Here is a 26,143-nt window from a genome sequence, read left to right on the forward strand (position 1 = left end):
GACGTGCGGCCTGCTCGGACCAGTAATGCCGTCGCGGTGCCTCCCAGGCCGCTCCGACAGCTCCAATGTGACGGCGGGGCCGGCCGGCGGCCTGCCCCGGAAATTGGAGGAAAAAGGGAAACAGGATGGGTCACGTATACGTGACCGCGTAGCTGCTCGGCGGAGAGCCTTCTCGCAGCTGGAGCTCGCGCAATGACCGCGCGCAAGGAAAAGTCGCCAGAGGCCCGGGAGACCGTCTCCATCCGGCTCCCGCCCAAGCGGGTCAGGTTCTTCGAGGCCAAGGCCGCTGAGGCCAGCACCTACCGTGGCACGTACATCGCCGACTTGCTGCTCGGCGACGAACCGGAGTCTTGGCCGTCAGTGGCCGCGCTTGGATACGTGATCGCCATTCACAACGCGGTCATGACGAGCAGGACGATCACCGCCGAACAGCTGGACGAACTTCGATCGATCCTGCGCGAATTCGCGCGGATCGCGCGCGAGGAGGTCTTGCGGTGATCGGCAAGCTCATCAGGATGAACCGAAGGCAGCGGCGAGCCGCCCTGCAGCGGCTGCGCGAGAACCTGTTCGCGCTGACCCGCTACATCGTCGATGCCGATCCTTACTCGCTCATCGCCGACGTTGGGCGCGATGTTGTCTCCTTGTCCGACTATGCGCTCGCCGTCGAGGCGGCCGGTATCGAACCCGGAGAGAAGGTCGAGGCCTCCGGTGTTCGGAATCTGTTCGGTGCGAACTTGGCCGAGCGGCAGGCCGAGATGCTCGCCGTCGCAGCGCGCGCCCCGAGGATGAAGAGCCCGGTGATCCACATCATCCTGAGCCTTCAGGAAAGCGAGTCGTGGACCGAGGAGCAGCGCGAGGAGGCGATCACCATCATCCTCGAGACGTTGGGACTTGAGCGGTGCCAGGTGATCTGGGCCCAACATTCGAACACTTCGAACGCCCACCTTCATCTGTCGATCGTCCGGGTCGACCCGCTTACCGGCTATAAGGCCGGAACTGACTGGCTCGTCGACGACCTGCATCAGGCGCTGGCTCTTGTGGAGGAGCGCCAAGGTCGGGCCCGGGAGCCGAACGCGCTTTACGTGGCGCGCGAGGGCGCGGTTTACGACGCGGACACCGACATCATGGTTCGCGATGCGAACGGCCAGTTCATCAGCGGCTGGTACAAGGCGATCGGGCGGAAGCACCACCGGATCCCGGCGAGGATGCGGCCCAAGCGTGCTGACATGATTGCGGCTGCGGAGAGCGCTCTCAGCTGGTCGGAATTGCACTCGACCCTAGAAGAGATCGGGGTCGCCTACGATAGGGCCGGCAGCGGTGCGCGAATTTCGTACAAAGGCGCGTCGGCTACCGCTTCGGAGGTTCACGCAACCCTGTCGCGCCCGCGACTGGAGCAGCGGCTCGGACCCTTCGAGCCGGATCTAATCCGGCTGAACCCCGCCTACGAGGCCTACCGCAATGCGTTCGATGGGCAGCTGAAGAGCCTTCGCCTAGCCCGTGACGAGGAACGTCGGCGATTGGCGAACTGGGTGTCGGCGACGACCGCCACGCTGCCGCCGGGCGCTGCCAAGGTGGTGACGCAGTCGATCAAGGCTGAGGCGAAGGCGGCGGACGAGAGCATCGCCGAGGCGTTCAAGCGGGCGATCGCGCGCTGCACCAAGCATCGGCTGACCGAGAAAGCGTGGACCCAGGCGGGCGAGCCGGTGGCGCCACCGCCAGCCATCTCACCCTGCCTGCTCCTTCCGGCGGCCGTCGATGGCGTCGAGGAACAGTGGAAAGTCCCGTCTCATCTTGATCGCAATGAGACAGGCTGGGCGACTGAGTATCGGCTGCCCGAGGGAACCCCGCTCTTCACCGACCATCGGATAGCGATCGTCGTTCATGCCGTCGATCGCTCCGACGGCATCGACGAAGCGCTTAGGATCGCCGCCGCCCGCTGGGGCTCGGTCACGGCTCGAGGCCCGGAAGCCTACCTTCGATTGGTCGCCGAGCGCGCCGCTGTTCTCGGCATCGAGGTTCTTGATGCGGACGGCTTGTCGCTGACGGCGGTGAAGGAGGTCGTGGAACGACCCGATCTCTCGACCCCGGCCACAGCTCCAAGTGCCATCCACTGGGAAGAGCCCGACCTCGCTGACGATCTTGTTCGAGAGATGCGCATCGATCGGGCGATCAGAGAGCTCGAGAACTTCGCTGGCCCTTCTTCGGCGTCGCGAAATGCCCGGAGATACCAAGGAGAGTGGCCGCTCGGGCCCGCTCGAGATCGTGTTGAACGATGACCCGGCCGACGGTCGCAACAAGCGCTTGGCTGAACATGCGATGTTCGACGACAATCCCCGGGTTCAGGAATTCCTGCAGCGGAAGCGTAATGAAGCGCTCGATGATTGGAGCCGATCGCTGTTGAGCTCCTCGCTCGACCCTTCCTACATGTCCGCGCGAGATATGCTGAACTCCCTGCCGAGCCGTTACGAAGTGAGGCGTCCGGCGTTTCTCGCCCTTGAGGACTCCGATTGCATCGCGATGCTGCAGCACGTCCGAGAGCGGATGCTGCTCAGGGGCGAGGCTGAGCCCGAGCGTAGAAGCGCGACGGCCCTCAGGGCTTCGGGTTTGGATCGTGATCGAGAGCCGCTTCACGCCGAAGCTCAACCCCAGGCGGGCTACTCGGCTGAGGATCTGATGGCGTGGCAGGCCGCGCAGATGGAAAGGGACGAGTGAGCCTGCCCGGTCCGGGATCGCCAGCCCGGCGCACGCTCAGCTCGCCAACTTGATAAAGGCGGCGTTGCGGGCTCGGGCGTCGCCGATCAGATCCCGCCATTCGATCACTTCGATCGAGCCGCGAAATTTGCCGCTGAGCTCGGTCCACCGGCCTCGGCCATCGGCCGTCGTCTTCCATGTGGAGGTATGGATATCGAGCGCGCCGACGATGTCGGCGACAACATAGCAATAGAAGACGCAGTCCGGCGCCACTCTCACCCGCTGGCGGTTCAGGCCCTCAATTTAGCCCTTTTCCAGCTGATTGAGATAGCGGGACACCTGGTTGAGCGGTGAATATCGCTCGCTGTAATCTTCACGGCCTGGCTTCTTGAACTCAATCAGCAGCACCCGCTTGAGCGGATCCTCGCTCTCGACACCCAGACCGTGAATCTTGTCCCAGATCACAATGTCGGGTCGCTCGGTGCTCCGGGCTTCGCTGACCAGCTGAGAGATCGGGACGTCCGAGGCAAAATATGTAGCGAAGGTCAGGCGCTCGTCGACCACCCACAGGTCGTGGTCGGAGGTCTCGATCCGGTTCGAATCGTCACCGCGCACGCGCATCGGACAGATGAACTGGTGGAGGGTTTCCTCCAGATGGAAGTCATCCTGCCCGGTCCGCTCGCGGACGCGGGAGATAAGCAATTCTATTACGTCGAGAACGAGCTTCCGGCGAAGCACATATTCGGTCAGCTGACGCTGCTCTTCCGCCTTCACGTCGTCGGCGGCCGCGCGCACCAGCTCGGCGAAGTCGCCGGACAAGGCTTCTCCGGTACCGAGCTTGTTCACCACCTCCTGGACCCGCCGATCACGCTCGGTGTCGCGGCGTATGCGTGTCGGGATTAGAGCCTGGGCGAATTGCTCAGGTTTGACCGCGTTCTTCGGGGTTTTCTCGAGCAACTCCTCCGGGCTCGCGAAGCCAAACGACGGATATTTTTGCAGAAATTCATTCATCGTCGTGAGGCGTGAGCTGTCGAAGGCCTTCACCTCATCGTCCAGTGCTTCTTCCGAGACGGCGCGCGCGCAAACCTTGGTGATCTCGTCCGCAACCGCTTCGCTGAAATTGAAGTTGGTTCGCTCCTGATTGACGCGCTCGTCCAGGAAGTCGCCCTGAACGCACCCGTGATAAACCGCTCGCGCGTTCTCCCCGAAGCGGCCGACGCCGAGCAGTCCGTCGACCTTGCGCGTTGTGACGGTTCGACCGTTGGCGACGAGGTGGAGCTGGTGATTCCCGTCGAAGTCAGAGCTTGCGGCCTTGTCGAACACGAAATGATCGATGGTCAGCGCCCCGAATTCTCCTGCATCTATCTCCGACCGCCCCCTCTCCTCGATCAGCAGATCCTTGATCGCGCCAGGGAACTCCACTGTCTGATCGGCAACGGTCAAATGGACGGGAGGCGACTGGCCCAGAATGAACTCGGCAAGGAAATGCGAGCCGAAATGACGCACGATCGTCTCGGGGCGGCTCGGGAACTTCCCTTGGTAGGCGGTTCCTCGCAGCCCGCGCAGCGTGATCCCGGTTCCGCTTGCGGCGGAGCCTTCCTCAAGCTCCTCGACAATCTCGCCCTGAACCTGTTCGTTCTTAGCCAGAACGAAGTTGAAGGCACGGCGGAAGAGCTTGCCGTCATGCTCATAGATGCTGTCGACCGAGATGCTTTCGAAGGCGTCAAGCCAGAGGAGCCGCCCAATACCCTTTCCGCCCCGGTTGCTTTTGAAGTCGGTGTCCGTCGTCAGAAAGGCCTCAAAGCGACCCGGATCAAGTCCAACTCCCGTGTCGAGAACGGTGATGACATGCTCGCTGGGCTTGGCTCCCAGCGTGATCGTGACGTCGATTCGCCCCGGCCGGCCCAGATCGTCGACGGCGTGCATCGCATTGCTCACAGCCTCGAACATCGGCTGGAGCGCTTCAGCGGCGCTGGTCGGCTTTGGCAGGCGACGGACTCGGTTGATGATGTCGCCGGTCAACGATGGCATTTGGCCCCTCCGGGGTCGCCGATAGCGGGACGCTGCTGGCCGGGAAAGGCGCGAAGACGGTCAGCTCGCATGCGAAATGTTCGCCTCAGCCCTCCGCCTCGGCGACGGGATAGACCTTCATCACTTCGTCGCCGTAGTGATTGATCACCTTGACGGCGATCTTGCCGGTCGTCGGCGCAGGGAAGGCGCGGGAGACAGTGGAGTTGAGCACGCTCCAGGCGTCCTCGTCCAGCTCGGCCTTGAGCGCGGTCTTGAGCTTCTCGTAGGGATCCTTGCCGCCGAGAAAATAAGCCTGGCGGACGAAGAAGCTGGTATCGTCATAATCATCGTCGATGAACCAGCAGGCCACGTCGTCCTCGACCTTGCCGGATGATTTCTGCTCGCCGGTGTTGGGGTTGAAGATGTCCACGCCTTTGATCTCAACCTCATAGTCGCCGTCGCCGCGCCGGCGGAGCTTCACGTCGGGCTCGCCGAACACGACGAACAGGTTGCCCTGATCGGCGGTCTTGAGCCGATCCCCCATGCGGAGATCCTGGTTCATATTGACCTTGAGCACGGTCAGGCGGCCCAGCTGCATGGTGTCGGCCGAGGCATGCGCCTCGAAGGCGAAGCCGCACACGACCAGCACGTCGAACAGATCGGCGGCCTCGCGCGCGGCCTGGACGATCATCGCCCGGGTGACGGTGTCATATTCGGGTCCGATGAAGATGGCGGCGCGGCGCTCGGGAGCGCCCTCTGTGTCGCCCTCGGTGTAGCGCCCCTCGGCATTGACATAGCGGCCGGCGAAGGGGCGGATCGCGGTGAAGCGCAACCGCTCGCCCTTCTTGGTGTTGCCGACGCCCGCGACCTTCAGATTGTCGAGCACGACGCGCATGAAGTCGTCGCTCGCCTCGCCGCCGTCACTCCGTGCCGCGAGCCGGGTCGGCGCCACCTGATCCTCATCGAGCGCGGCGAGCAACAGCGGGTCGTCCTCGTCGGCGGGAAGCACGCGATGGGGCGAGAGGCTGTCGACCGTGAACGGCCCGGCGACCCGCACCGTGCCCTTCAACTCGACGGGCTTGTCCACCAGATATTCGGTCTCGGCATTGTCGGCGATCGACTTGTCAATCTCCGTCTGCCGGCCGATCCGGGCTTCCCACCAGGCGGCGTGCGGCTCCAGCGCGGCAGCGGGAAGCGGATCGCCGGCATGCTCGGGCAGGGTGTCGATGCTGTAGGTGCGGCCGAGCAGCTTGTTCAGCTCTCCGATCGCCTTGCCGATCTTCTTGTCCTGTTTGGCGATGTCGGTCTCGTCGATCTCCTCGTCGCCGCGATCCCAATTCGACCGCATCCGCTCACGCTCGGCGATCAGCGCCTTGACCTTGATGTACACTTTGGTCGGCTTCTCGTCCCACGGATGCACGGGCGCGCGCGGAATCTGCCATTCTTCCCATGAGGTGCCGGCAGCAGCGTTGAGCGCGTCGCGAAGCGGCTCAAGCTTCTCCTGCCACTGATCCCAAATCACATCGATCGCCTTGTTGTTCGCGATCGACTTAAGCGTGATGTGCGGCACGCGGTTCAGGACCAGGCCGTGAGCGATGTCGTTCGTGAACGGGCCTTTGCGCACCTCGGCTGCCTCGGAGTCGGTCGGCTTGCGGCCGAGCGTGAGCGCCAACTCCTCGACTGCACCCGCCTCGCTGTCCTTCAACGCATACCAAGGATAGCGAGCGCCCATCAGCCGCGTCCGCGCGAGCGTCAGCGCGACCCGGCTGGTGTCGATGGTGATCCAGCGCCGACCCCATTGCTCGGCGACAAAGGCCGTTGTGCCTGACCCGCAAGTCGGGTCGAGCACCAGGTCGCCCGGATCGGTGGCCATGAGAAGACAGCGCTGGACGACGGTGAGGCCGGTCTGCACGACATACAGTTTATCGCCACCAAACTGGTTCTGTCCGAGCGTGTCCGTCCAGATATCACCGAGCGCATATGCAGCGAAATCATCGAGATATCGAACGTAGCCTAGCTTGTCCGAGCTGCTAGCTTCAACACGATCTGCTTTCAGCAGCCTAGCCATGCCCTCCTCGTTCGTTTTCCAACGAACCGTTTGCGCTGGTCTGACCTCATTGCCTTTGAGGGTCACGGGAAACCAAGAGGCCGCGCCCTCTCCCTTGCTTCGACCGATGCTCTGACTGGTCAAATTGTCTCGGAAGTATGTGCGCCAGCCTTCAGGAAGCGTGGCTGATCCAGACAGTTCGGCATCCGAGAGGGGGCGACGCTCACCGGAAACTGCGCGCGCATTTTTGTATCCAGTTCCGCCCCTTTCGCCCGGCCTCTTTCTTATCCAGAAAGGTCGCCATTTGAGGCGTTCTTTGTTGACGGCAAACCACAGAATGCGATCAATCGTTGGGGCGATAACCTCACCGGTCGAGCTGCTCGTCTTTGAAAAGACAATCTCGACGACGAAATTTTCTCGCCCGAATACCTCTTCAAGGACTGCGCGAACGCGGTGCGCATTTTCATCGCCAATTTGAACAAAGATCGAGCCGCTCTCGCTCAGCAACTCGCGCATGATGATCAGACGGTCACGCATGTAGCTCAGATAGCTATGGATGCCGTCGGCCCATGTGTCTCGGAACGCCTTTACTTGCTCTGGTTCGCGGCTGCGATCGTTTGACTTGCCGTCTTGAACTTCGCGCGAGCGGGTGCTCACCTGCCAGTTCGAGTTGAATTTGATGCCATACGGTGGGTCGAAATAGATGCACTGGACCTTACCGCGAAGATCTTCCTTCTGCGCTAGGCTCGCCATCACCTGAAGGCTGTCGCCCAGGATAAGGCGGTTGGTCCATTTTTGGGTGTGCTGGTAGAAGTCGAGCCGGTCCTCGTCATCAATGCCGTTAAAGTCGGCGAACAGGTCCGGGGAATCGGTTTCCGGCGCGTTCGCCGCCGCGCGCCGGCGGATGTCGTCGATGATCGCCTTGGGATGGATCTTCTCAGCCGTATAGATCGGCACCGCATCCACGCTCAGCGGCTCCGCGTCCTGCTCGTCCTTGCCCCGCCACGCCAATTGCACTGCCCCTTGTCCGTCATTGCCGTTCGCCCACACCAGCTGCGGGTCGAGCGCCTTGTTTCTTTCGTAAAGCTCCGGATGCGTTGCCGGGCTAGTCGCGCGCGCTAGCGTCACCGTCTCAGGCGCGGCCTCCTCTTCCGAGAGGAAGCTCTGCAGCTCCATGGTTGGATTATTGCGCCGCCGGTCGCGCCGGTGCTGGACGGTCGCCACCTCCACCGGCTTCTTCACCCCCCGCGCCACGATCAGGCCGCGACCTTCTGGGCCGGCGGAACGGCCGCCTCGAACGCCTTCACCATGTCTTCGAAAGCCTTTTCCATGTCATAGGGCTGGGTGATCTCGATCGGCGGCCCCCAGCGGCCGAACCGCCCGTCATTATTCACGGCCTCGATCCAATAGGAGCGCAGCGTGTCGATCTTCGCCTCGTCATCCGCATCGCGCCGCCCCTTAATCTCCACGACGAGCTGGAGCGGATCGGGCTTGCCGTCATCCCAATGGACGATAAGATCGGGGCGATACCTTCGCTCCTGGCCCATGAAGACATAGGGCACCTCGAAGTTCAGACCGTGGTTTTTCACGTAGCCCAGCACCTGCGGGATGCGCTCGAGCCGCTCCGCGAAGGCGCATTCCCAGTCCTTGTCATAGACGACGTAGTTCACCTGGCACTTCGCCGGATCGGTCTCGAGCAGGGTGGTCTTGGCGGTGAACATGTCAACATGCCGGCTCGACCCCTCCTGGTCGAAGGGTGGCAGGACGGGGAGGATCTCCTCCTTACCCGCGCGGTCGAGCGCCTTGGCGCAGGAGCGGACGATCCTCTCCACGGCCTCGTCGCGAAAGCCGGCCAGGCTCAGATAGCCGACGGTGCGCCCGTCGGCGAGGTGCAGGCATTCAGACAGCCAGCGCCGCGCGATGGCGAGAAACTGCGGGAATAGGAACAGAGGCTCGTTGCCCATGTTCTCGGCCATCAGCGCCCAGCGCTCCAGCGCGCGCTTAGCGAGCATATAGGCGATCGTCTGCGGCCGGATCGCGTCAAGCTCACCCAGGTCGAGCCGGTTGCCCGCGCCCACCAGCGGATCGATCTCGGTCTCCCGGGGGATGGGGGTATCCGCGCCCAGTCGCATCGTGCTGCCATCGCCGAACGTGGCGTTGAGCCGGCCCTTTGGGAACTGCACGCGATAGCCGAGAACGCGAGGGAAGCGGATCTCGGGCGCGGGCCGCTTCTCGTCGGCGAAAATGCGAGTGCGTGGTTTGGGCGGCGCGAAGTCCTTGGCTGAGTTGGCCGGCATGAAATCGAACGGCACGCCCAGCACCTCGGCATATTCCGGCCTGAACATGCCCTCGTCGTCGGGCTCGTAGGAAACGCGGCGAAGTGCGCGGCCGACGACCTGCTCGCACAGCAGCCGGGTGCCGAAGGCGCGGCATCCGAGGATGTGCGTAACGGTGTTAGCATCCCACCCCTCGGTGAGCATCGACACCGAGACGACGCAGCGCACCGGGCCGCCGAGCTTGCCGTTCTGCCCGACGGTGTTCATTACCTCCCGAAGCAGATCGGCGTCGGTCAGCGCGTCCGCATCCCGTCCGGGCGTGCGGCGCAGTTCGCGGCGGAAGGCCTCGATCTCGTCTGATGCAACCGCCTTGAAGGCGTCTGAGATCGCGTCACCGCTGTCGAGCTCGTGACTGTCGATCAGGACGGTGCGGCGGCGGTTGAGCGGCTGGCCGTCCTCGACATTGTTGAAAAGCGGCAGGTTGCCCGCACGCCAGCGGCGTTTGGCGGGATCCTCCTCGTCCGGATTCTCGCACCAGCCCGCGATCCAATCGTGGATCAGCTTGGAGGTCGAGGTGTTGTTGGCGACGACGATGAACACAGGCGGCGTCTCCGCGCCCTTCGCCATCCATTCCTCGTAGCGCGCGGCATAGTCGCGATAGAGCGCCTTCAGCGCGGCCTCGAGCTGGGCGGGAAGCTCGCCCGGCGACAGCGAACCACCCTTGCGCCGGCCTTTGCGCGGCAGCCCCTCGCGAACATGTTTGTAGACGTGGCGGAAGATCGGCTCCTCGCGCTTCACCACATCGTCGTGCGTCGGCACGCGCGGCACTTTGACGATACCGGCCTCGATCGCATCCATCAGCGAAAAGTCCGACGCGACCCATGGGAAGAGCTTGCCTTCCTCCTGTCCCGACCCACGCAGGAAGAAGGGAGTGGCGGAAAGGTCGTAGACGACTTTCACGCCCAGCACGCGATCAACGGCACGAATGCCGTTGATCCAGACCCGCGCTTCCTTGCGGCTCGCTTCGGCTTCAGCGTCCGCTTCGGCCTGGCTCTCTTCCTCTGACCGCGCCACCGGCTGGGTGGCTGTCGTCGGCGGCGCTTCGTAGCAATGGTGCGCTTCGTCGTTGATGACGATGATGCCGCGCCGCCCCATCAGCGGCCGGGCGACCCGCATCACCATCTCGTCCTCGGTCTCGCGGAATCGGGCGTCGAACTCCTCGGGATCATCGCGGCCGCGCATAACCTCGCGGGTGCCCTTGCTGATCTCGGTCTTGGTTTTGAGCTGGAAGGCATGAAAGTTGGTGATGACGATCCGCGCCTTCTTGAGATCGTCCATCATGTCGCGCGGCACGATCGACAGGCGCTCGTAGATCGAGTTCGTTGTCTCGGGGAGAAGGACGCGCAGCCGATCCTTGATGGTGATGCCGGGCGCGATCAGCAGGAAGGCATCGGTGAACGTCTTCGACTGCGGGCGGCGGGCCTTGTTGATCGCCTGCCATGCGATCAACATCGCCATGACGGTCGTCTTGCCGGCGCCAGTCGCCAGCTTCATGGCCAGGCGGAACAGGCCGGGATTCGCAGCCTCGCCGGCTTCCTCGAAATAGCCGAGATGGCCGCTGCCTGCCTTCGACGCGACTTCGGTTAGCCAGATGATGGTCTCGGCCGCCTCGACTTGACAGAAGAACAGCGGGCGCTAGCGATCACTGGTGTCTCGCCAATGCTTGAGCAGCCGGGCGGTCTCATAGGTGACGCTCCAGGATGATTCCGGCGCGGCGCGCCACTTGTCGACCTCGGCGCGGATGGCGTTAATTCGATCGTTGGCGCGCTGCTCGGACCGCGCATCCTCGTCGAAGATCATCTCTTCCTGCCCGCCGCGCTTCCGCTTCGGCGTCGCGACCGCGACGATATATTCGGAGCGCCGCCGCTCGGCCACGCACTCGCCGGTCGGCTTGCCGGAATCGTCGAGCACCCAGTGCCGCGTCGGCACACGATAGGGAGAGTTCAGGATAGGATTGTCGAGCGTCGCCATGCGCTTGCTTTGTGCATGGGAGAAGGCTGCCGAGCAAGCGTGACCGACGTCGGGCTTGCAATCCATGCCGCAGCCTAAGGCCAACTGGTGTTAGATTAGCAATCGCACCGTTCGGCCGGGCGCGCCTTGCTAAGGGGGAAAGGGGATGAATGGCGCTAAGGGCGAACGATCGCCATTTAATCAGGGAAAGCTGGGCGGGTATGCTCCGCCCGGTGGAATGAAAGAAGATCGAGTTGAGGAGCGATCCACCTCCAAGAGGATACGCCCTTGTTCATCAACCCTCATCACAAGATCGCCTTCGCGGTCGACCCCATCGACCCCATTCTGGCCGCTGTTCGCAGGCTGGCCGGGCTGCCCGCTAAGGATAGACCCGGCGGGGTGATGGTGGCTGCCATCGAGCAGACCGGCCTCAAGTTTGCCGAGATCGAGCGTACCGGAGAGCGGCTCAGCTCCGACATCATCCTGGGACGCCTCAACATCAAAGTCGGAGCGGCTCCCGCCCCTGTGTTCGCCATGGGGGTTCGGCTTCACTGGAAGTACATGTGGCACCCCCGCTTCTACCTGTGGCTCCCGCGCGCCGACGAGCCGGCAGTGTTTGTGCCCGCGATGGGTCGGGCTGGTCCGTGCTTCCGGATCGAAGATCACAGCCTGTTCGCCGACCAGAACATGCCTTTCGCGACCATGGACGAGCGCCAGCGGGGCATCCTTGACGCCCGCGCGGCCCTCTCTGCGTGTTGGGAGGGCTGAGCCATGTCGGATTACAAAGCTGACCGAACCAAAGTGGCAGCGGACGTTGCCGGCGGCATCATCCCGGGGGAGCACCGAGGCAGGTATAACCACACGCACGAGGTCATCGGCCGCAGGTTGGCTCTGCATGAAGGTTCATCGAGCTGCCATCGGCACGAGCTTCTGATCCCGCCGCGAGCGACGGACATGCTGCGCGACCTGAGCACGATTCTTCAGCGGTATGAAGGGCAGCGAATCCCGGACACGCGCGACCTGATGATCCTGTTCACGGTAAGGTTCGAAACCGGGGGGACGTTTCACTCACAATTCGAAATCGCACGATCCTTCGCCTGGACCAAGCTTTGCGTGGAGCGGGCGGTCCCTCTTGTCCTGGTACAGCACCAGCCGGGTCTGAGCGGTTACGCCGGAGGCAAGCCGCACTGCCACCTGCTGATTTTCGCCCGCGAACTCCACGACAGCAATTTTCTAGGCTTCACGCCGCTGCTGAAGGGACCGCCCAAAGCCGTGCTCGCAGACGAGTGGGTCGGTTGGCTCGCCCAGCACGGCTGACCGCCACAACCGATCCCTCGCTCTCCCGCTCACGGGCGGGAGAGCTCGCCTCAACACACCCGCTTCCACAGGCTTGCCCGATGAAAACTGTCTCATTCGATATCGAAACGGTCCTCGACCACGAAGTCGCAGAGCGCTGCGATTATACGCCCTCCGACGAGTTCGCGCCGTTTACGCTGCACCAGATCGTTTGCGCCAGCGCGTTCTCCGTTACGCGCATGGTCGACGGCGAGCACCTCTACGCAGTCGAAAGCTTTTCCAGGCGCACCCATTCCGAAGCTGGACTCATCGCCAGTGTCGAAGCGGCGGTTGCAGATGCAAACGTAGTGTTCACGTTCAACGGCATCCGCTTCGATCTGCCAGTCCTCGCTACACGGGCCATGGTGCACGAAGTGCACGTCCCCAGGCTCATCGATCTGCAAAATCGGTCGCGCGTTGGGAGACACGCGGACCTCTTCGAGCAGGTCAAGCGCGACGCCGCGCCAGTCAGCCTGCGCCAGCTCTGTTCGCCATTTTCGATTCCCGTGAAGCAGACACCAGCTGCGCGCGTGGCGAAGCTCGTTGCTGACGGGGACTGGACGAAGCTTGAGAGCTACTGCGAGACTGACGCCGTAGGATGCTGGCTTGCAGCTCAGTTCTGGGGGAAAGTGCAGGAGCCCGGCCTCGCCCGCCAGACGTGGCGCGATTTTGCCACCTGGATCACCGATCATGTTGACGAGCACCCTGGACTGGCCTCCTTCGCTGAGGTGCCGGATGTACCCCGCTCATCATTTCGCTGGGCCGATGTCGATAGCCTCGTTTTTTGATCGAAAGTGCGGCGGGATCGGACACGGTACCGTCGTCACCGTCTCGTCCTCCGCCGGCAGAGACAGGGGGAGTGGATGTAGAACCCTGCTGGACGAAAGAAATGACGATCAACAATTCCGAGACATGTGATGCTGTACTGAGCGATTGGGTCCGCTGCGTTCTGAGTGACGGGCGGTTCTTTATCGCAGGCAAGGTCAGCGGCGACCGCAGGCAGCGTTTCCGCGACGGCACCCATATCACGACCTCACTGGTGCAGAGCCCGCCGGAGACGGTGGTCGACGGAAACATCGTTCAGACGCTGAACGGCCGATATCTGCTTGTTCAACGATATGCTGTTGACGACGCCTTGTTCGCGAAGCTCGATGCGTGGATCGCAGCGCAGCCCGAGCCGCCGACACTCCGCGACGTGCTTGCGGCCGACGATCGCGAACTGGCAGCGGCCTACATCCTGCGCGGCTTCCGGCTCGCGACGGCTGAAGCTGTTTGGCAGCGCGATGGCAACGACCAAGCCTAACACCACCCCTCCTCCTGAAAAGATGTATTCGCGTGCAGCGGGGTTATCGACCTCGGACCGCGCTCTCGCTGCTAGCTCAGCGTTACCTGTCCTTCGCGACTGGCCTAAGTGCTGCTAACGGATCGCGAAACGGGGGAGAAACCATGGAATATGATGAGGCGCGGGAGTTACTGCGCAGAGCCACCGAGGGTGCTGCGTCAGAGTTCAAGGACGGCCAATGGGCCGCGATCGATGCCATAGCGAACAGCCGACAGCGCGTTCTCCTCGTCCAGCGCACGGGCTGGGGCAAGAGCATGGTCTATTTTCTAGCGACTCGCATTCTACGCGACACCGGCGCGGGGCCGACACTCATCATCTCTCCGTTGCTGGCTCTAATGCGCAATCAGCTCGAAGCTGCGGAGAGGCTCGGCATTCGGGCGGTGACCATCAACACGACGAATCGTGAGGAATGGGACACAATCATGGCATCCGTCCGCGCCGATGAAATCGACCTCCTCCTTGTGTCCCCGGAGAGGCTGGCCAACCAAGACTTCCTCGACAACTGCCTTCTGCCGATTGCAGATCGAATACAATTTCTGGTCGTGGACGAGGCGCATTGCATCTCTGACTGGGGGCACGACTTTCGGCCTGATTATCAACGAATAGACCGTATTCTTGCCCAGCTGCCGCCGAACGTGGCGGTGCTCGCGACGACTGCCACGGCCAATGACCGCGTTGTGGCCGACGTTATGGCGCAGCTCGGCAATGGCACCCACTTGCAGCGTGGACCGTTAGCTCGGCAGAGCTTAAGCCTTCAGACAGTGGCGCTGCCTGATCGCGCGGTGCGGCTCGCTTGGTTGGCAGAGGCGCTGCGCCAGCTCCCCGGGAGCGGCATTGTCTATGCGCTCACAAAGCGAGACGTGAATCGTGTTACAGAATGGCTCGTGTCACAGGGGATCGACGCCCGCGCCTATCACGGCGGCGTAGGCGGAGAGGACGAGGATGGCGAGCCAGTAGCTACCCGGGAAGAGCTCGAGGGCATGCTGCTTCGGAATGAGATCAAGGCCTTGGTAGCGACGAACGCCCTCGGTATGGGATTCGACAAGCCGGATCTGAGCTTCGTCGTTCACTTCCAGGCCCCGCAGTCCATCGTCCATTATTATCAGCAGGTAGGCCGAGCCGGGCGTGGCATCGAGGATGCATATGGGGTGCTCCTCGGCGGCGCCGAAGATGACGAGATCAACAGCTACTTCATCGGCCAGTCGTTCCCTCCGGAGTGGCAAGTTGAAAGGATTCTGGAAGCTCTGGGGCAGGCTGAGAATGGCATGTCCGTGATAGGCCTCACCCAAGAGATAAACCTTCGCAGGTCGCAGATCGAAAAGGTTCTTAAGATGCTCTCGGTTGCGAGTAGCGGCCTCGTGACGAAGGAAGGGTCACGTTGGTACCGGACGGTAAATCCATACCAGCCCGACCAAGAGCGTGTTATGCGGCTGACCAACCAGCGACAGGAAGAGTGGGATCATGTCCAAGCCTATCTGAAGACTGATCAATGTCTCATGCGATTTCTGGGGGAGGCGCTCGACGACCCCGATGCCGCCGATTGCGGACGCTGCGCCAACTGCCTTGGACATCCTGTGGTCGATGTCGAGGTTAGCGCCGCCGCGATCGCCGAGGCGAGCCGTTTTATCAAGCGAAGCGACGTGGCAATCAAACCTCGGAAGCGTTGGGAGGGTGGAGCGTTCCCCGCTTATGGCTGGACTGGTAATATCCCGGCGGAGCTTCAATCCGAAGAAGGACGGGCACTTTCCATCTGGAGAGACGCAGGGTGGGGGACTCGGGTCGACGACGATAAGGAGGCGGGACGGTTTAGTGATGAGCTCGTCGAAGCGTGCGCAGAAATGATCGAGGAGCGGTGGCACCCGCAGCCCGTTCCGACGTGGGTGACCTGCATCCCCTCCCCGCGGAGTGAAGCCCTCGTTCCCGACTTTGCGGCGCGCTTGGCCGCTCGGCTTGGCATTCCATTCATCGATGCTGTGTCAAAGGTGAAGGAGACGCAGCGCCAACGAAACATGATGAACAGCTGGCAACAATCGAGCAACCTAGACGGAGCGTTCGAGGTCGACAACGACCTGGTGCAGGACGGACCAGTGCTGTTGGTCGATGACGTTGTCGACTCCCGGTGGTCACTCACCGTCATAGGAGCGCTGCTCCGGGAGGCTGGAGCAGGTCCGGTATTCCCGCTGGTGCTGGCTTCGGCATCGGCAGCAGGAGATTGAGTCCTGTGCTGGAAGCATTGACGCCGGACACCCAGACAACGTTGTTACTAGTAGGGCGCTTTTCCAAGTCGTCTGAGGCCAAGCCCCTAACGACTGTCGAGTACAACCGGCTGGCGAAACAGTTGCACGAGCTTGGTCTACGACCAGCGGACATCATGCACGAGGTTCCGAAGGGTCTCGTGGCGGACAGGGCTCGACTAACGACTCTGCTGTCCCGTGGAACGTCGCTGGCCTTGGCTGTCGAGCGCTGGGCAAGGCTTGGGATAAGGGTCGTTGGCCGAGGCGACACCGCATATCCTAAGTCCCTAAAGAAGAAGCTGAGGGGCGCAGCGGCGCCGGTCCTTTACATTGCTGGGAACTCTGACCTGCTGGATTCTGAAGCAGTATGCGTCGTCGGATCTCGGAACGTGTCGCCCTCTGGACTGGAGTTCGCGGCCGAGCTGGGAAAACGATGCGCGTCAGAGGGTCTTACTGTCGTTTCTGGCGACGCGCGCGGCGTCGACCGTGCAGCAATGGACGGGGCGCTCGAGGAGGGAGGCAGCGTTACTGCGGTCCTTGTGGACGCGCTCACAAAGGCAGTTCTGGCGAAGCGAAACCGCGATCCCATTCTCGCCGGCAAGCTCGTGCTTATCTCTCCCTACGATCCGGAAGCAAACTTTACGGTCGCTAAGGCCATGGACCGGAACAAGTATATGTACGCGCTCGCCTCGGCGGCGGTGGTTGTGGATAGCGATATCAAGGGCGGGACGTGGTCCGGCGCCATCGAGAATGAGAAACATCGGTGGACTCCCGCATTTGTGCGAGTGGCCGCCGACGCGCCAGCGGGCAACCCCCGCCTTGCCGACCTCGGTTTGCGGCCTATCCCCCAGCGTTGGGTCGGCGAATCATCAAGCCTCAAGGAGTTCTTGTTCGCGGGCGAGGACGCAGGCTCATCACAGCTAGACCTGTTGGCAAAAGAGAACCCACCGAGCCGTGCTGCAGTCACCGACCCGGCGAAGTCGCTGTACGCATTCTTCTTAGAGGGGCTTACCGCTTGGCTGACGGATGGACCTCAACCGGACACGGCGATTGCCGATCGATTCGAACTGGAACGCTCTCAAGCCCGGCTTTGGCTGGATCGGGCGCACAAGGCCGGCATTCTCGAGAAGCTGCAGCGCCCCGCCCGGTACGCCCTCCGACGCGACGATCCTAGTTCTGGCCTCGGAAAACGATCTCAGTTCATGTCCGAGCTGCCCCTCTAAGCGGCCATTAGGAAGCGTTGCACCGATTCATCGAGCATGCGCACGCTCACCCGCGTGCAACATGCGTCTTTGGTGTGCTCGCGATGGTATTCGAGCCGGCCGACCCGCGTTTGTAGGAGTTGGCGCTCGCTTCGGCGCGCCAACTCGAAACCGCAGTGCGGCTTGGCTTAAGCTTGCGTCTGGCCGAGGCGTTGGGCAACCTGCAATCTAGGGGGAAAGACCAATCGCCACCGCCGCCGATTCGACCGATGTGCACTTCGGAGCAGTTGCGCCGATACCTCGTGCGCACGTCGAGCGCATAGCTACGCGCAAGATCACAGGTTTCCTGGGCACGATCGATGATGACGGCGAGTACTACGATCCTGTCCACAAGCAGAACCAGAGTCTCTCGCAGCACATCATTGCCGACTACCATGGCCGTTTCCTGATCGAATTGATTCAGAACGGCCACGACGCGCACGACAGGGAGCGTCGAGACGGTGAGATCGCGATCCTGCTCGCCAGCGATGAAGGTGAGAGCGGAACGCTATATGTCGCAAACCGGGGCCGGCCGTTCGGACCGAAGAACGTCGACGCGCTCTGCGAGATGGGCCTGTCTAGCAAACCGCCGGGTGAAGCGGTCGGGAACAAGGGGCTCGGCTTCCGCAGCGTTCGCCACGTCACCGACGCACCGCAGGTTTTCTCGCGTCTGATCGAGGGCGGGCCCGGCGATGGTTTTGATGGGTACTGCTTCACTTTTGCACGCGGCGCGGAGCTCGATCCGCTTCTGCCGGACGAGACCACGCGCGCGCTAGCGCGCTCGGACTTACCGGCCTTCTACATCCCGCGCTGGATTGACGACGTGCCGAGCGCGGTGGTCGATTTCGCGTGTCGCGGGTTCTCAACCGTGATTAGGCTCCCGATTCGCAACGGTGCGGCGCTTGAGGTGGTCCGTAACGAGATGGTCGGCTTGGCGAAGGCCGAGGCGCCTATGCTGCTATTCCTGCGGCGCATCGGCCGCCTCGAAGCCAAGATCGAGGGCGAACGTCTCAAGGATGACGCATTCGCGCTTGAGCTCGACAGGAACGAGGAGCCGCTCGTCGGCACGTCGGGCCCGAGGTTGGTCGATCTTGGCGAGAACGGGCGGTTCTGGGTGGCGCGGGCGGATATTCCCGAGCCAGAGATGCAGGCTGCCGTGGCGGAGGGCCTCGAGTCCGGGGAACTCCCGCAGAGCTGGAAGGGCTGGAAGGGCACGGGCGAGGTGGCGGTGGCCGTGCCAGTAAGTGAGGACCGGCAGAGCTTCCATCCGCGCCTCTACACTTTCCTTCCGATGGGGCGCGGTGCCACGTCGCCATTCCGAGGACACCTCCACGGCAGCTTCTTCCCTAGCTCGAACCGCGTGAGCCTGGACCCGACGGTCCGTGTCAATTCCTTGGTGTTGGAACACGCAGTTAGGCTGGCATCGGACACCGCGCGGTGGCTTGAGGAGCACGGCTCGACCGAGAAGGACTCGCCCGTTCCAGTCGTCACCGCCGCGAGGGCAGCGGTGGACTTTCTGATCTGGACGACGCCGACGAGTCTGCTCGCCGGCTGGGATGAAGATGAAGACGACGAGGAGGCCGTCGATCTCGGCAAGGTTATGGCGGCCGAGATCGCGCGTCGCTGGTCTGCGTCGTCGCTGGGCAATGCGGCGTTCGTGCCGTGCCTCGGGGACTGGACGGGCGATGCCCTCGGGCGGCCAGAATTCGGCCCGATTACGTGGATGAGTCCAGCGACTGCGAGACGCCCAGCCGCCGGAGTGTTCTTCTCGTTGGAGGTCATCGCGCGCTACGGGCGTTCCGCAGGTGTCGCTCCGATTTGGCCAGGCCTTGGGCAACGCCGGACCGAGCTGCTGGCAGATTTCCTCCGGCTCCATGCACCCGGGCGCTTCAAAGAACAGATGACCACCATGGAGCGCGCCGAGATCGTGGGTGGTGTAGCGAAAGCGCTCGCTAAAGCGAGGAAGCCTGATTGGAAAAGTTGGACTGCCTTCTACCGCGACCTCTCTGATTTCATGGGTGGCGATTCTGGCGGGCTGGTCGGGCTAGAGATACTGATTTGTCAGGACGGCACCCTGAGGGCGATGCGGCCGAACCTATCTGCGGAGTTGACCGACGCTGATGGCGCGAAGCGGCGCAGGCGCCGAGGCGCGCGTGAGGCGTCGGTGTTCGTTCCTCCCCGTCGCGGCGACGCCGAGGAGAGCATTGGCGAGGACTTCTATCCTCCGGCACCGGTCCGCGAGTTCTTTGCGTTCCTGCATGACGCGCTCCCCTGGTACGGAGACCTGGCCGCCGCGCGCCAGTTCCTCGAGAAGGACTTAGCGACGCCGTTTGAGAGCGAGGCGCTGCTGACGCGGATCTCGCAGATCGTCGAACGAGACGCGACGAAGAAGGTCCGGACAGCAGGTCTTCGCTGGGCATTCGCCATCTGGCGCCGTTCCGTCGCCATCAAGCGGCCGGTGGCGCTTTCCGCCGCCTATCGACTGTTCGTCCCGACCATGGACGGCGAGTTCGTTCGAGCCTCGGAGGCGGTGTTCTCGTCTTCTTGGCCAGACCGGACACTCGGCGACCAGCTGCAACAGTTCCTCGAGCTTGCGCCAGCAGACTCGAGGGACATCGACGAAGTGCGTGCACGACGGATCGCGCCGCCCTCCAGCGCGGTGTTCGGGACGCGGTTCACTGAGGAGTGGACCGATTTTCTCGCCGGTGTAGGCGTCCAGCGAGGACTGCAGCCTCGGTCTGACGAGCTGAAGCACTACGTGTCTGCATCGCGCGTCACGAGCTTCGACTTCCTGGGGGATCTCGGGCTCCCGGAATCGTTCGGCCCGTTGCTCAAGAAGGACATTGCGAGCCGGGCGGGGATTTCGCTCTGGTTGCCGACTTCGACCGACTACGACGTGGGCGCGCTTTGGTGGATGCCAGGCCAGGCCGACATCGACGAGTTCAGCGACGACGCCCTAGACGCTTACGCGAAGCTGATCGTGGAATGGGTTGGCCGTGTGGAGCGCAGGCATCTCTGGACCGAGGTGAAGCACCGTTACAGCTACCGATCGGACAACCGCGACTGGCCGACTCCGCTCGCGGCGTTCCTCCGTTCTACGGCGTGGATACCGTGCGACGAGCCCGGCGGTGACGGCCTGAGGCGGCGGCGATGCACCGGTCACGAGGTGTGGCTGTCGAGAAGCACGGACCGCTACCCGCCGTTTCTGCGGCGTCCATCTTACAAGCTGGCCAGGGCACTGGACCGCGCCTCCGACGGCGCGATCGACAATCTGCGAAAATACGCAGAATTCCGGACCTTCAACGCGAATGACACGCTACTGGAGCAGGCCGGCTTCCTCGCCGCGCAATTCGCGGAGGGCTGCGTCAGGCGGTTCTACGAACGCGAACTGATGAACATCTATAGCCGCTGCTGGGCGCGGCTGGCGGAGCAACACGGCTCTCCCGACGCGGCTGCGCCGATAGGCGAAGCGCCGTGCTGGCTAATCGTCCGGCGATGCGGTCAGTTGGGTGTCGCGAGGGTCACCGGGAGCGATGCTGAGACAGTGTACGTCCGCGACAGCGCGGACTCGATTGCGGCAAGCCTGGTGGAGGTCATCGGGGATCCCTTGGTAGATGTCCGATTGACCGAGCCCGGTCGCTTGGGAGTGCTGCTGCAGAAGCTGTACGGCGAGCGCATCCGCCGCACGTCCGAACTGGCCTACGCGATCCAAGTCGATGGTGCTCCGTTGGAAGAACTGCCGGTCGGACCCAGACTAGTGGAGCGGTGCCCATGGCTCCGGCCCGTGCTGGCGGTGGCGCTTGAAGCATTGGACAGCGTGGATCTCAACCGCCTGCCGGCGGACAGATCGGGCATCGTGCAGGCGCTCGACCGCATCGAGCTGCAGTTGCAGGCGAGCGTCAAGTTCCTGCTCGAGGGGCGTGATGTGACCCCGCCGACAGCGCGGGCAGCCTATCAGTTCGAGCGGGTTGAGGGCGAGCCGCTCGTGATCATCGTCGGCGAGGGCGCCTTGACTTGGTCGCATGTGGAGGCAGCGTTGCCCGCGATCGGCGAAGCGGTCCAGCACTCCGCCGTGGTGCCCCACATGAAGCTGCTAATCCGGCAGCTATCCTTGGAGGGCGCGGCAGTCGAAGACAGACCGATGGGGCAGGAGGATCTGCTCCACCTTTGCCAGGCGCTCGATCTCACTGAGCAGGCGAGCGAGGCCGCGAGGGATTCGCTTGGGGAGCGGATCGACCGCCTGCTTCCCTGGTTCAGGGCGGTTGTTTTTCATCTTGGCGGCGAGGCAGCACTCGAGCGGTGGTCGGAGAGCGAGCTCGCTGCGACCGGGGACCGCGCGACCTTAGTGGATCTGTTGCGCTCGTGCCTTCCCCCAGACGGCACGGAGCCGGAGGAGGTCATGGAGGCGGTGAAGGTCAGCTTCTCGACTGGCGAGCTGCGCGAGAGGCTGGGGTTGGATTTTGCCGAGTTCAACGCGAGCCTAATGGCGATCGGCAGCCCGGCGGACGTCGACCCGGAAGGTCAGGCGCACCAGCTTGAATTTTACGTCCGGGACAACCGCATCGCTGTCGTTGACGCACTGCGCAATATGGTGGCGCCCACGATTCTCAAGTTTGAGCCGGACTCGCGCTACAAGTCCGCCTTGGAGGCACTGTCCGGTCTGAAGCCCGATCCAGAGTGGCTCTGGCGGTACGAGCGGATACCCGAGGATCTCCTTGCGGCGCACATAGCGACGTGGCTGACTGCCACCGGAGCCCCGTCGATGGGTGGGAACCCGAACGGCCTAGGCGAACTGATGGCGGTGCGCGCCGCCAACACGGCGACCCTGCGGCAATTCGCGCGCATTGCGCAGCCGCTGGTTCGAGCCTGGGGTGTTCAGCGCTCCGTTCAGGTTCACGACCTCTGGCGCGACGCTGCCCAAGCGGAGGTCGAGCTTCGGCGGCACCTCGACGACGCGGGGGCGTTCGACTGCCGCACCTGGAGTGAGGCCGAGTTCCTGATCTGGTTTGCGAGGCTAGGCGCATGGCCGGCAAACATGCCGCGCACTCTGGATCGTGATGAGCTCGGCGTTCCCGAAACCGAGATCGAGGCGGAGGCTCAGAAGGCGCGCCTGGAACGTGACCGCCGGAATCGGGAGGCGCGGTCGGTGCGTCTCAACGGTGAACTCCGAGATCCGCAGGACGTGGATTGGCTGAAGCTGTCGGAGGAGATATCCGAAAACCTGTCGAAGAAGCTGCTGAACCGACCAATCGGTAAATTCGTCGATCTCTCGCCGGTCGAGTCGGCACGCAGGCGGGGTCGGACGCCGGGGAGCGGCGGAGGCGGTGGCGTCTATAAGGGGATCCCGCAAGAAAAGAAGGACATGATCGGTCGGCTCGGTGAACTGACGGTCTACCACTGGCTCAAGGCGCGGCAGCCTGGCCAGGATATTGATCGCTGCTGGGTGTCGGGAAACGCAGGTCCGTTCACCGGCCGCGAAGGCGAAGATGGCCTCGGCTATGACTTCTGCATCAGCTTCAACAAGCAAACTTGGTACATCGAGGTGAAGGCGAGCACCGAGGATCCCTGTCAGTTTGAGCTGGGGGAAACCGAGGTCCGTCGCGCGCGCGACATCGCGCGATCGAGATCGGCCGACCGCTACGTGATCGCCTATGTGGCAAACATCGGCCAGACCGGCTCGACGACGATCGACATCTTGCCCAATCCGCTCGGCCCGGATGCGGACGGGGTCTTGAACATCGCTGGCGACAGTATCCGGTATACGTTTGATAGGGCGCGCTAGCAGCATTCTCCCCTCCAGAGCCGAGAACCAACAGAGCCTTCTAGAGGCGTCGCTGCCGCCAATGCGATGGCAGCCTAAAAGTGGACCACAATCGTGAGGAAGGTTTGCGCTGTAGCCGCTCAAGCGTGGTCGATATCGATCGATGATTGCGGCACGCGAACGACTGGGGGCACCGCAGGGGGCATTCTCGTCCCTCCCCGTCGGACTCGGGACCGGATTTCCCTCAGTCGGTCGGGAGTAGTTCGAATCCCTCCCGCTCCGCCATATCCACGAACTCGCGAAACCGATTGTCGTCCCTCGTCCCGCCGGGGGCCCGGAAGGGTGCCCGGCCCATATCGGAGCTCAGGCACACTTCATGGTCGGGCGCTCGGAGCGCCGTTGCACCCGGAACGCGCACGTTCCGGCACAGCGGTCTGGCCTGCCGCGTGCAGGCCAGACGCCCCTTGCGTCAGTTCACCGCCCAGCGCAGCCTTAGAAAGGCGGATCGACCCGCGCCCGGCAGTCGCGTGTTGAGCGGGACGTCCGATCCCTGAACCCGATTGTACCCGGACAGATGCTCAAGATAACAGCGATCGAACAGATTCTCGATGCCGATGTCGAGACGGAGTCCGGCGCGGACCATCCAATGTGCGTACAGGTTGGCCAGAAAATATCCGCTGCTCGCTGCCTCTCCATTCGTGCGCGATACGTTCCGCTGCGCAGCAACGGCTTGCCCTTCCATTGCCATTGACCAGTGTCCGGCATCCCAGGTCAGTGCAAGACGACCATTTGCAGGCGCCATGCGGTAAAGGTCGTCGGCGATGTCCCGCCGCGTGCCGCGGACATAGCTGGCCACGCCATCGATCCGCAGCGGCCCGGTAATCCTCGTACCGAACGCGACGTCGGCGCCCCATATCTCAGCGTCGGTATTGGCAAACCGCAACGGCGTGGCGTCGCCGTTCGCCTGAGCGACCATCTCCACACGCGTATCGACCAGACCCGGCGTCGCATCGAAGGGCACGCCCTGGATAAAGTCATCGATCCGCCGATAATAGAGTACCGGACGCACATGGGCGGATGCGCCAGACCAGTCGAACCCGGCTTCGGCGATCCACGCGCTTTCGGGCTTGAGCGCTGGCGATCCGACATAGATGTTGCCGTCGGCAAGCCCTCCACTCGCCTCGGTCGGGAGCCATGAGAAGCGTTCGATCAGACTCGGCGCGCGGGTCTTGCGGGCGAGGGTGAGGCGGGGCGTGATCGCGCCGAGCTCTGCCCAGAGCCGCGCGGAAGCGTCGACTGTCGTGCCGGACCAGCTCCGATCCGCACCGGCAAACGCCCGGGCAAGATCGGCAGGCCCCGCCGGCACGCCGGGACCAAAGCGAGGCGCGCCGGTTTGCGCGCGATGCCGGTCGATGCGGGCGCCCAGTTCCAGCTCGATCGGGCCGACCCCGCTGCGCCATTCGACAAAGGCGCCCAGCCGGTCGCTCTTCGCATGATCCAGCGGGTGGATGAAGAAGGCGGCCGCCAGCGGATTGTAGAGCATGTAGCCCTTGTCGATCAGTTCGACATCGGCACCCAACCGCACATGACGCATGGCCGAACCGAACCGAAGCGCCATGCCTGTACCCATGGTGTCGGCATAGGTGTCCGACTGGCGCGTCATCGCGGTTGCGGGCGCCGGGCGCTGTTCGAAATTGTTCATCCGGTGGCTCACCCCGGCATAGCTTGCATGCGCTTCGAGCCGGACCCGGTCGGACAGGTTGCCTTCGAACGCCAAGCGCGCAAAGTCTGTGTTGAAATAGATGATATCCATCGCGAATGGTGGGTTGCCGGAACGGCCGGTTTGCTGCCGGCGATATTCGATGCTCAGTTCGCCCGAATCCGTGCGGAAGCCGGCATGTGCGCCATAGACGGCGCGTTGATATCCGGTCGTGGCGACCCGGCCGCCGGGAAACCGCGTGTCACTGCCCCGTTCCTCGGATGCGATCAGACCAATCCGCCAGCGCTCGCTGGCAAGGCCGGCAATCCCGCCAAGTGCGATCCCGTCATCGACGCTGCGATACTGCCCGGACAGGTCCGCTTGCAGCGCCAGGGTTTCGCCCGCGCTGAAGCCGACTTGTTTCAGGACCGTGTTGATCCCACCGCCAAGGCCCGGTCCGTCGCGCACCGGGGAAATGCCGCGCGCAATCTCGACCCGGTCGATCAGCACCATCGGAGCATAGTGCATCGCCGGGTCCATTGCGTTCGGACCGCCCGTGGCGAAATGCTGGCCGTTGATCCGGAGCGCGATCCGTTCGCCGAACAGCCCGCGCATCTGCACCTGGCCGGACAGCGCGCCATTGTCGACGAGCGCTGCGCCCGGCTGTTGCGCGATGAATGCAGCGCCGTCCGGGCTCGTGGCGGGTTCATCTTCGGCGGTGGCGACCTTCTCCAGGGCAATGATCCTGGGCGCGGCAACCACGATCGTTTCAGCTGAAGCGCGTTGATCCTCGTCGATGGGGGGCTGGGACTGCGCCGCCAGCGCAACGGAGATGGCAAGCAGGGAGGCGTTCATTTCGCTGTCTCTTTACATTGGGTCCCATGCAGAATCGGGTGAGGCAGGCGCGGTACGTGGCGCGCTTGCTCCGGTCTCTGAAGCGATGGAAAACCCCGTTTACTGGATCGCTGATCACCCCGAACGGGTGTCAGATGCACGCGCAGGCACAGCCCGGACGCGGGTCGGCAGCGAACGTCGCGTTGGCGGCGCGCCGCGCGAGATCAGCTCAGCGCGGGCGGTCCCTGAGAGGGCGGCGGCGGCGCTGCAAGCCGGTTGCTGGTCAGATCCGCGATCGCGGTCCCGACGACAGGGGGCCGCCCGAAAACAACGGGCACGATCGTCGACAGTTCGGCGCCTGCCATGACGCCAGGCGCGGAGCCGCCAGCGAAGAGGCAGGGGCCGGCAGTGGGGTATTGTGGCTGCTCGCCGGGGTCCGTTTCGCCGAGGTCGATCGTGACCGTCTCGCCGCCGACGCTGGAGCAGAGCTGGACCACCAGACCCTGGTGGTTGACCACTGGCATGAAGCCGGTTGGCAGGAGTATGCGCAATGACAGGGCGAGCAGGAGCGCAATCGCGAAAAGCGCCTTGCCTACCGTCGACTCTCGGACCCATGCGTTCATTGCCGGGCCGCGCTAGCGCAACAACGTTACCATGTCATCC

At 63.4% G+C, this 26,143-nt stretch carries 17 protein-coding genes; 10 read left to right on the top strand and 7 right to left on the bottom strand.

What is annotated here, in order from left to right:
- Window positions 1-192: 192 nt before the first annotated feature.
- From J2Y54_RS10980 to J2Y54_RS10990, 3 genes are read left to right on the top strand one after another with little or no spacing between them, the layout of a single operon-like run.
- Window positions 193-498 carry a hypothetical protein gene (locus tag J2Y54_RS10980; RefSeq protein ID WP_310039553.1) on the top strand — a complete coding sequence of 102 codons (306 nt, stop codon included), beginning with the start codon at window positions 193-195 and terminating at the stop codon, window positions 496-498.
- On the top strand, window positions 495-2,276 hold the full coding sequence (locus tag J2Y54_RS10985; RefSeq protein ID WP_310039554.1) for a relaxase/mobilization nuclease domain-containing protein: 1,782 nt from the start codon (window positions 495-497) through the stop codon (window positions 2,274-2,276). Before J2Y54_RS10980 ends, J2Y54_RS10985 begins: the two co-directional genes overlap by 4 nt.
- Window positions 2,266-2,712, top strand: coding sequence for a hypothetical protein (locus J2Y54_RS10990; RefSeq protein ID WP_310039555.1), 447 nt, complete (start codon window positions 2,266-2,268; stop codon window positions 2,710-2,712). The genes J2Y54_RS10985 and J2Y54_RS10990 overlap by 11 nt, the downstream gene beginning before the upstream one ends.
- A gap of 36 nt (window positions 2,713-2,748) precedes the next feature.
- Here J2Y54_RS10990 and J2Y54_RS10995 read toward each other — a convergent pair whose 3' ends face one another.
- From J2Y54_RS10995 to J2Y54_RS11015, 5 genes are all read right to left on the bottom strand, one after another.
- On the bottom strand, window positions 2,749-2,970 hold the full coding sequence (locus J2Y54_RS10995; protein ID WP_310039556.1) for a hypothetical protein: 222 nt from the start codon (window positions 2,968-2,970) through the stop codon (window positions 2,749-2,751).
- 24 nt (window positions 2,971-2,994) lie between these two features.
- Complete coding sequence (locus tag J2Y54_RS11000) at window positions 2,995-4,722, bottom strand: ATP-binding protein (RefSeq protein WP_310039557.1); 1,728 nt, start codon at window positions 4,720-4,722, stop codon at window positions 2,995-2,997.
- A gap of 85 nt (window positions 4,723-4,807) precedes the next feature.
- On the bottom strand, window positions 4,808-7,990 hold the full coding sequence (locus J2Y54_RS11005; RefSeq protein ID WP_310039559.1) for a site-specific DNA-methyltransferase: 3,183 nt from the start codon (window positions 7,988-7,990) through the stop codon (window positions 4,808-4,810).
- 14 nt (window positions 7,991-8,004) lie between these two features.
- On the bottom strand, window positions 8,005-10,713 hold the full coding sequence (locus tag J2Y54_RS11010) for a BPTD_3080 family restriction endonuclease (RefSeq protein WP_310041290.1): 2,709 nt from the start codon (window positions 10,711-10,713) through the stop codon (window positions 8,005-8,007).
- Window positions 10,714-10,719: 6 nt separating this feature from the next.
- Complete coding sequence (locus J2Y54_RS11015; RefSeq protein WP_310039561.1) at window positions 10,720-11,055, bottom strand: hypothetical protein; 336 nt, start codon at window positions 11,053-11,055, stop codon at window positions 10,720-10,722.
- 267 nt (window positions 11,056-11,322) lie between these two features.
- Between J2Y54_RS11015 and J2Y54_RS11020 the strand changes: the two genes are divergently transcribed.
- The 7 genes from J2Y54_RS11020 to J2Y54_RS11050 all read left to right on the top strand — a co-directional run bounded on the left by J2Y54_RS11020 (window position 11,323) and on the right by J2Y54_RS11050 (window position 22,968).
- Window positions 11,323-11,802: a hypothetical protein gene (locus J2Y54_RS11020; protein ID WP_310039563.1), complete on the top strand. Its 480-nt coding sequence runs from the start codon at window positions 11,323-11,325 to the stop codon at window positions 11,800-11,802.
- 3 nt (window positions 11,803-11,805) lie between these two features.
- Complete coding sequence (locus J2Y54_RS11025) at window positions 11,806-12,351, top strand: hypothetical protein (RefSeq protein WP_310039566.1); 546 nt, start codon at window positions 11,806-11,808, stop codon at window positions 12,349-12,351.
- A gap of 80 nt (window positions 12,352-12,431) precedes the next feature.
- Complete coding sequence (locus tag J2Y54_RS11030) at window positions 12,432-13,157, top strand: ribonuclease H-like domain-containing protein (protein WP_310039568.1); 726 nt, start codon at window positions 12,432-12,434, stop codon at window positions 13,155-13,157.
- 101 nt (window positions 13,158-13,258) lie between these two features.
- A complete protein-coding gene (locus J2Y54_RS11035) occupies window positions 13,259-13,672 on the top strand; it encodes a hypothetical protein (protein ID WP_310039570.1) in 414 nt (137 codons plus the stop codon).
- 143 nt (window positions 13,673-13,815) lie between these two features.
- A complete protein-coding gene (locus tag J2Y54_RS11040) occupies window positions 13,816-15,927 on the top strand; it encodes a RecQ family ATP-dependent DNA helicase (RefSeq protein WP_310039571.1) in 2,112 nt (703 codons plus the stop codon).
- Between the two features lie 5 nt (window positions 15,928-15,932).
- Window positions 15,933-17,168 (top strand): DNA-processing protein DprA, encoded by a 1,236-nt coding sequence (locus J2Y54_RS11045; RefSeq protein WP_310039573.1) that lies wholly within the window; start codon window positions 15,933-15,935, stop codon window positions 17,166-17,168.
- Between the two features lie 250 nt (window positions 17,169-17,418).
- Entirely contained in the window at window positions 17,419-22,968 is a 5,550-nt protein-coding gene (locus J2Y54_RS11050) for a sacsin N-terminal ATP-binding-like domain-containing protein (protein ID WP_310039575.1), read from the top strand.
- Between the two features lie 448 nt (window positions 22,969-23,416).
- Here J2Y54_RS11050 and J2Y54_RS11055 read toward each other — a convergent pair whose 3' ends face one another.
- Both J2Y54_RS11055 and J2Y54_RS11060 read right to left on the bottom strand, forming a co-directional pair.
- Window positions 23,417-25,501: a TonB-dependent receptor domain-containing protein gene (locus J2Y54_RS11055; RefSeq protein ID WP_310039578.1), complete on the bottom strand. Its 2,085-nt coding sequence runs from the start codon at window positions 25,499-25,501 to the stop codon at window positions 23,417-23,419.
- 203 nt (window positions 25,502-25,704) lie between these two features.
- The gene (locus tag J2Y54_RS11060) at window positions 25,705-26,103 is read right to left on the bottom strand and encodes a hypothetical protein (RefSeq protein WP_310039579.1); all 399 of its coding nucleotides are present in this window, start codon (window positions 26,101-26,103) and stop codon (window positions 25,705-25,707) included.
- Window positions 26,104-26,143 lie beyond the last annotated feature (40 nt).

This window comes from Sphingomonas sp. BE123 (genome assembly GCF_031456015.1).
Taxonomy (GTDB): domain Bacteria; phylum Pseudomonadota; class Alphaproteobacteria; order Sphingomonadales; family Sphingomonadaceae; genus Sphingomonas.

Bases quoted from the DNA above. Each gene is read 5' to 3' on its own strand.
- J2Y54_RS10980 (WP_310039553.1), top strand. From the start codon at position 193: ATGACCGCGCGCAAGGAAAAGTCGCCAGAGGCCCGGGAGACCGTCTCC.
- J2Y54_RS11000 (WP_310039557.1), bottom strand. From the start codon at position 4,722: ATGCCATCGTTGACCGGCGACATCATCAACCGAGTCCGTCGCCTGCCA.
- J2Y54_RS11015 (WP_310039561.1), bottom strand. From the start codon at position 11,055: ATGGCGACGCTCGACAATCCTATCCTGAACTCTCCCTATCGTGTGCCG.
- J2Y54_RS11025 (WP_310039566.1), top strand. From the start codon at position 11,806: ATGTCGGATTACAAAGCTGACCGAACCAAAGTGGCAGCGGACGTTGCC.
- J2Y54_RS11030 (WP_310039568.1), top strand. From the start codon at position 12,432: ATGAAAACTGTCTCATTCGATATCGAAACGGTCCTCGACCACGAAGTC.
- J2Y54_RS11035 (WP_310039570.1), top strand. From the start codon at position 13,259: ATGACGATCAACAATTCCGAGACATGTGATGCTGTACTGAGCGATTGG.
- J2Y54_RS11040 (WP_310039571.1), top strand. From the start codon at position 13,816: ATGGAATATGATGAGGCGCGGGAGTTACTGCGCAGAGCCACCGAGGGT.
- J2Y54_RS11055 (WP_310039578.1), bottom strand. From the start codon at position 25,501: ATGAACGCCTCCCTGCTTGCCATCTCCGTTGCGCTGGCGGCGCAGTCC.
- J2Y54_RS11060 (WP_310039579.1), bottom strand. From the start codon at position 26,103: ATGAACGCATGGGTCCGAGAGTCGACGGTAGGCAAGGCGCTTTTCGCG.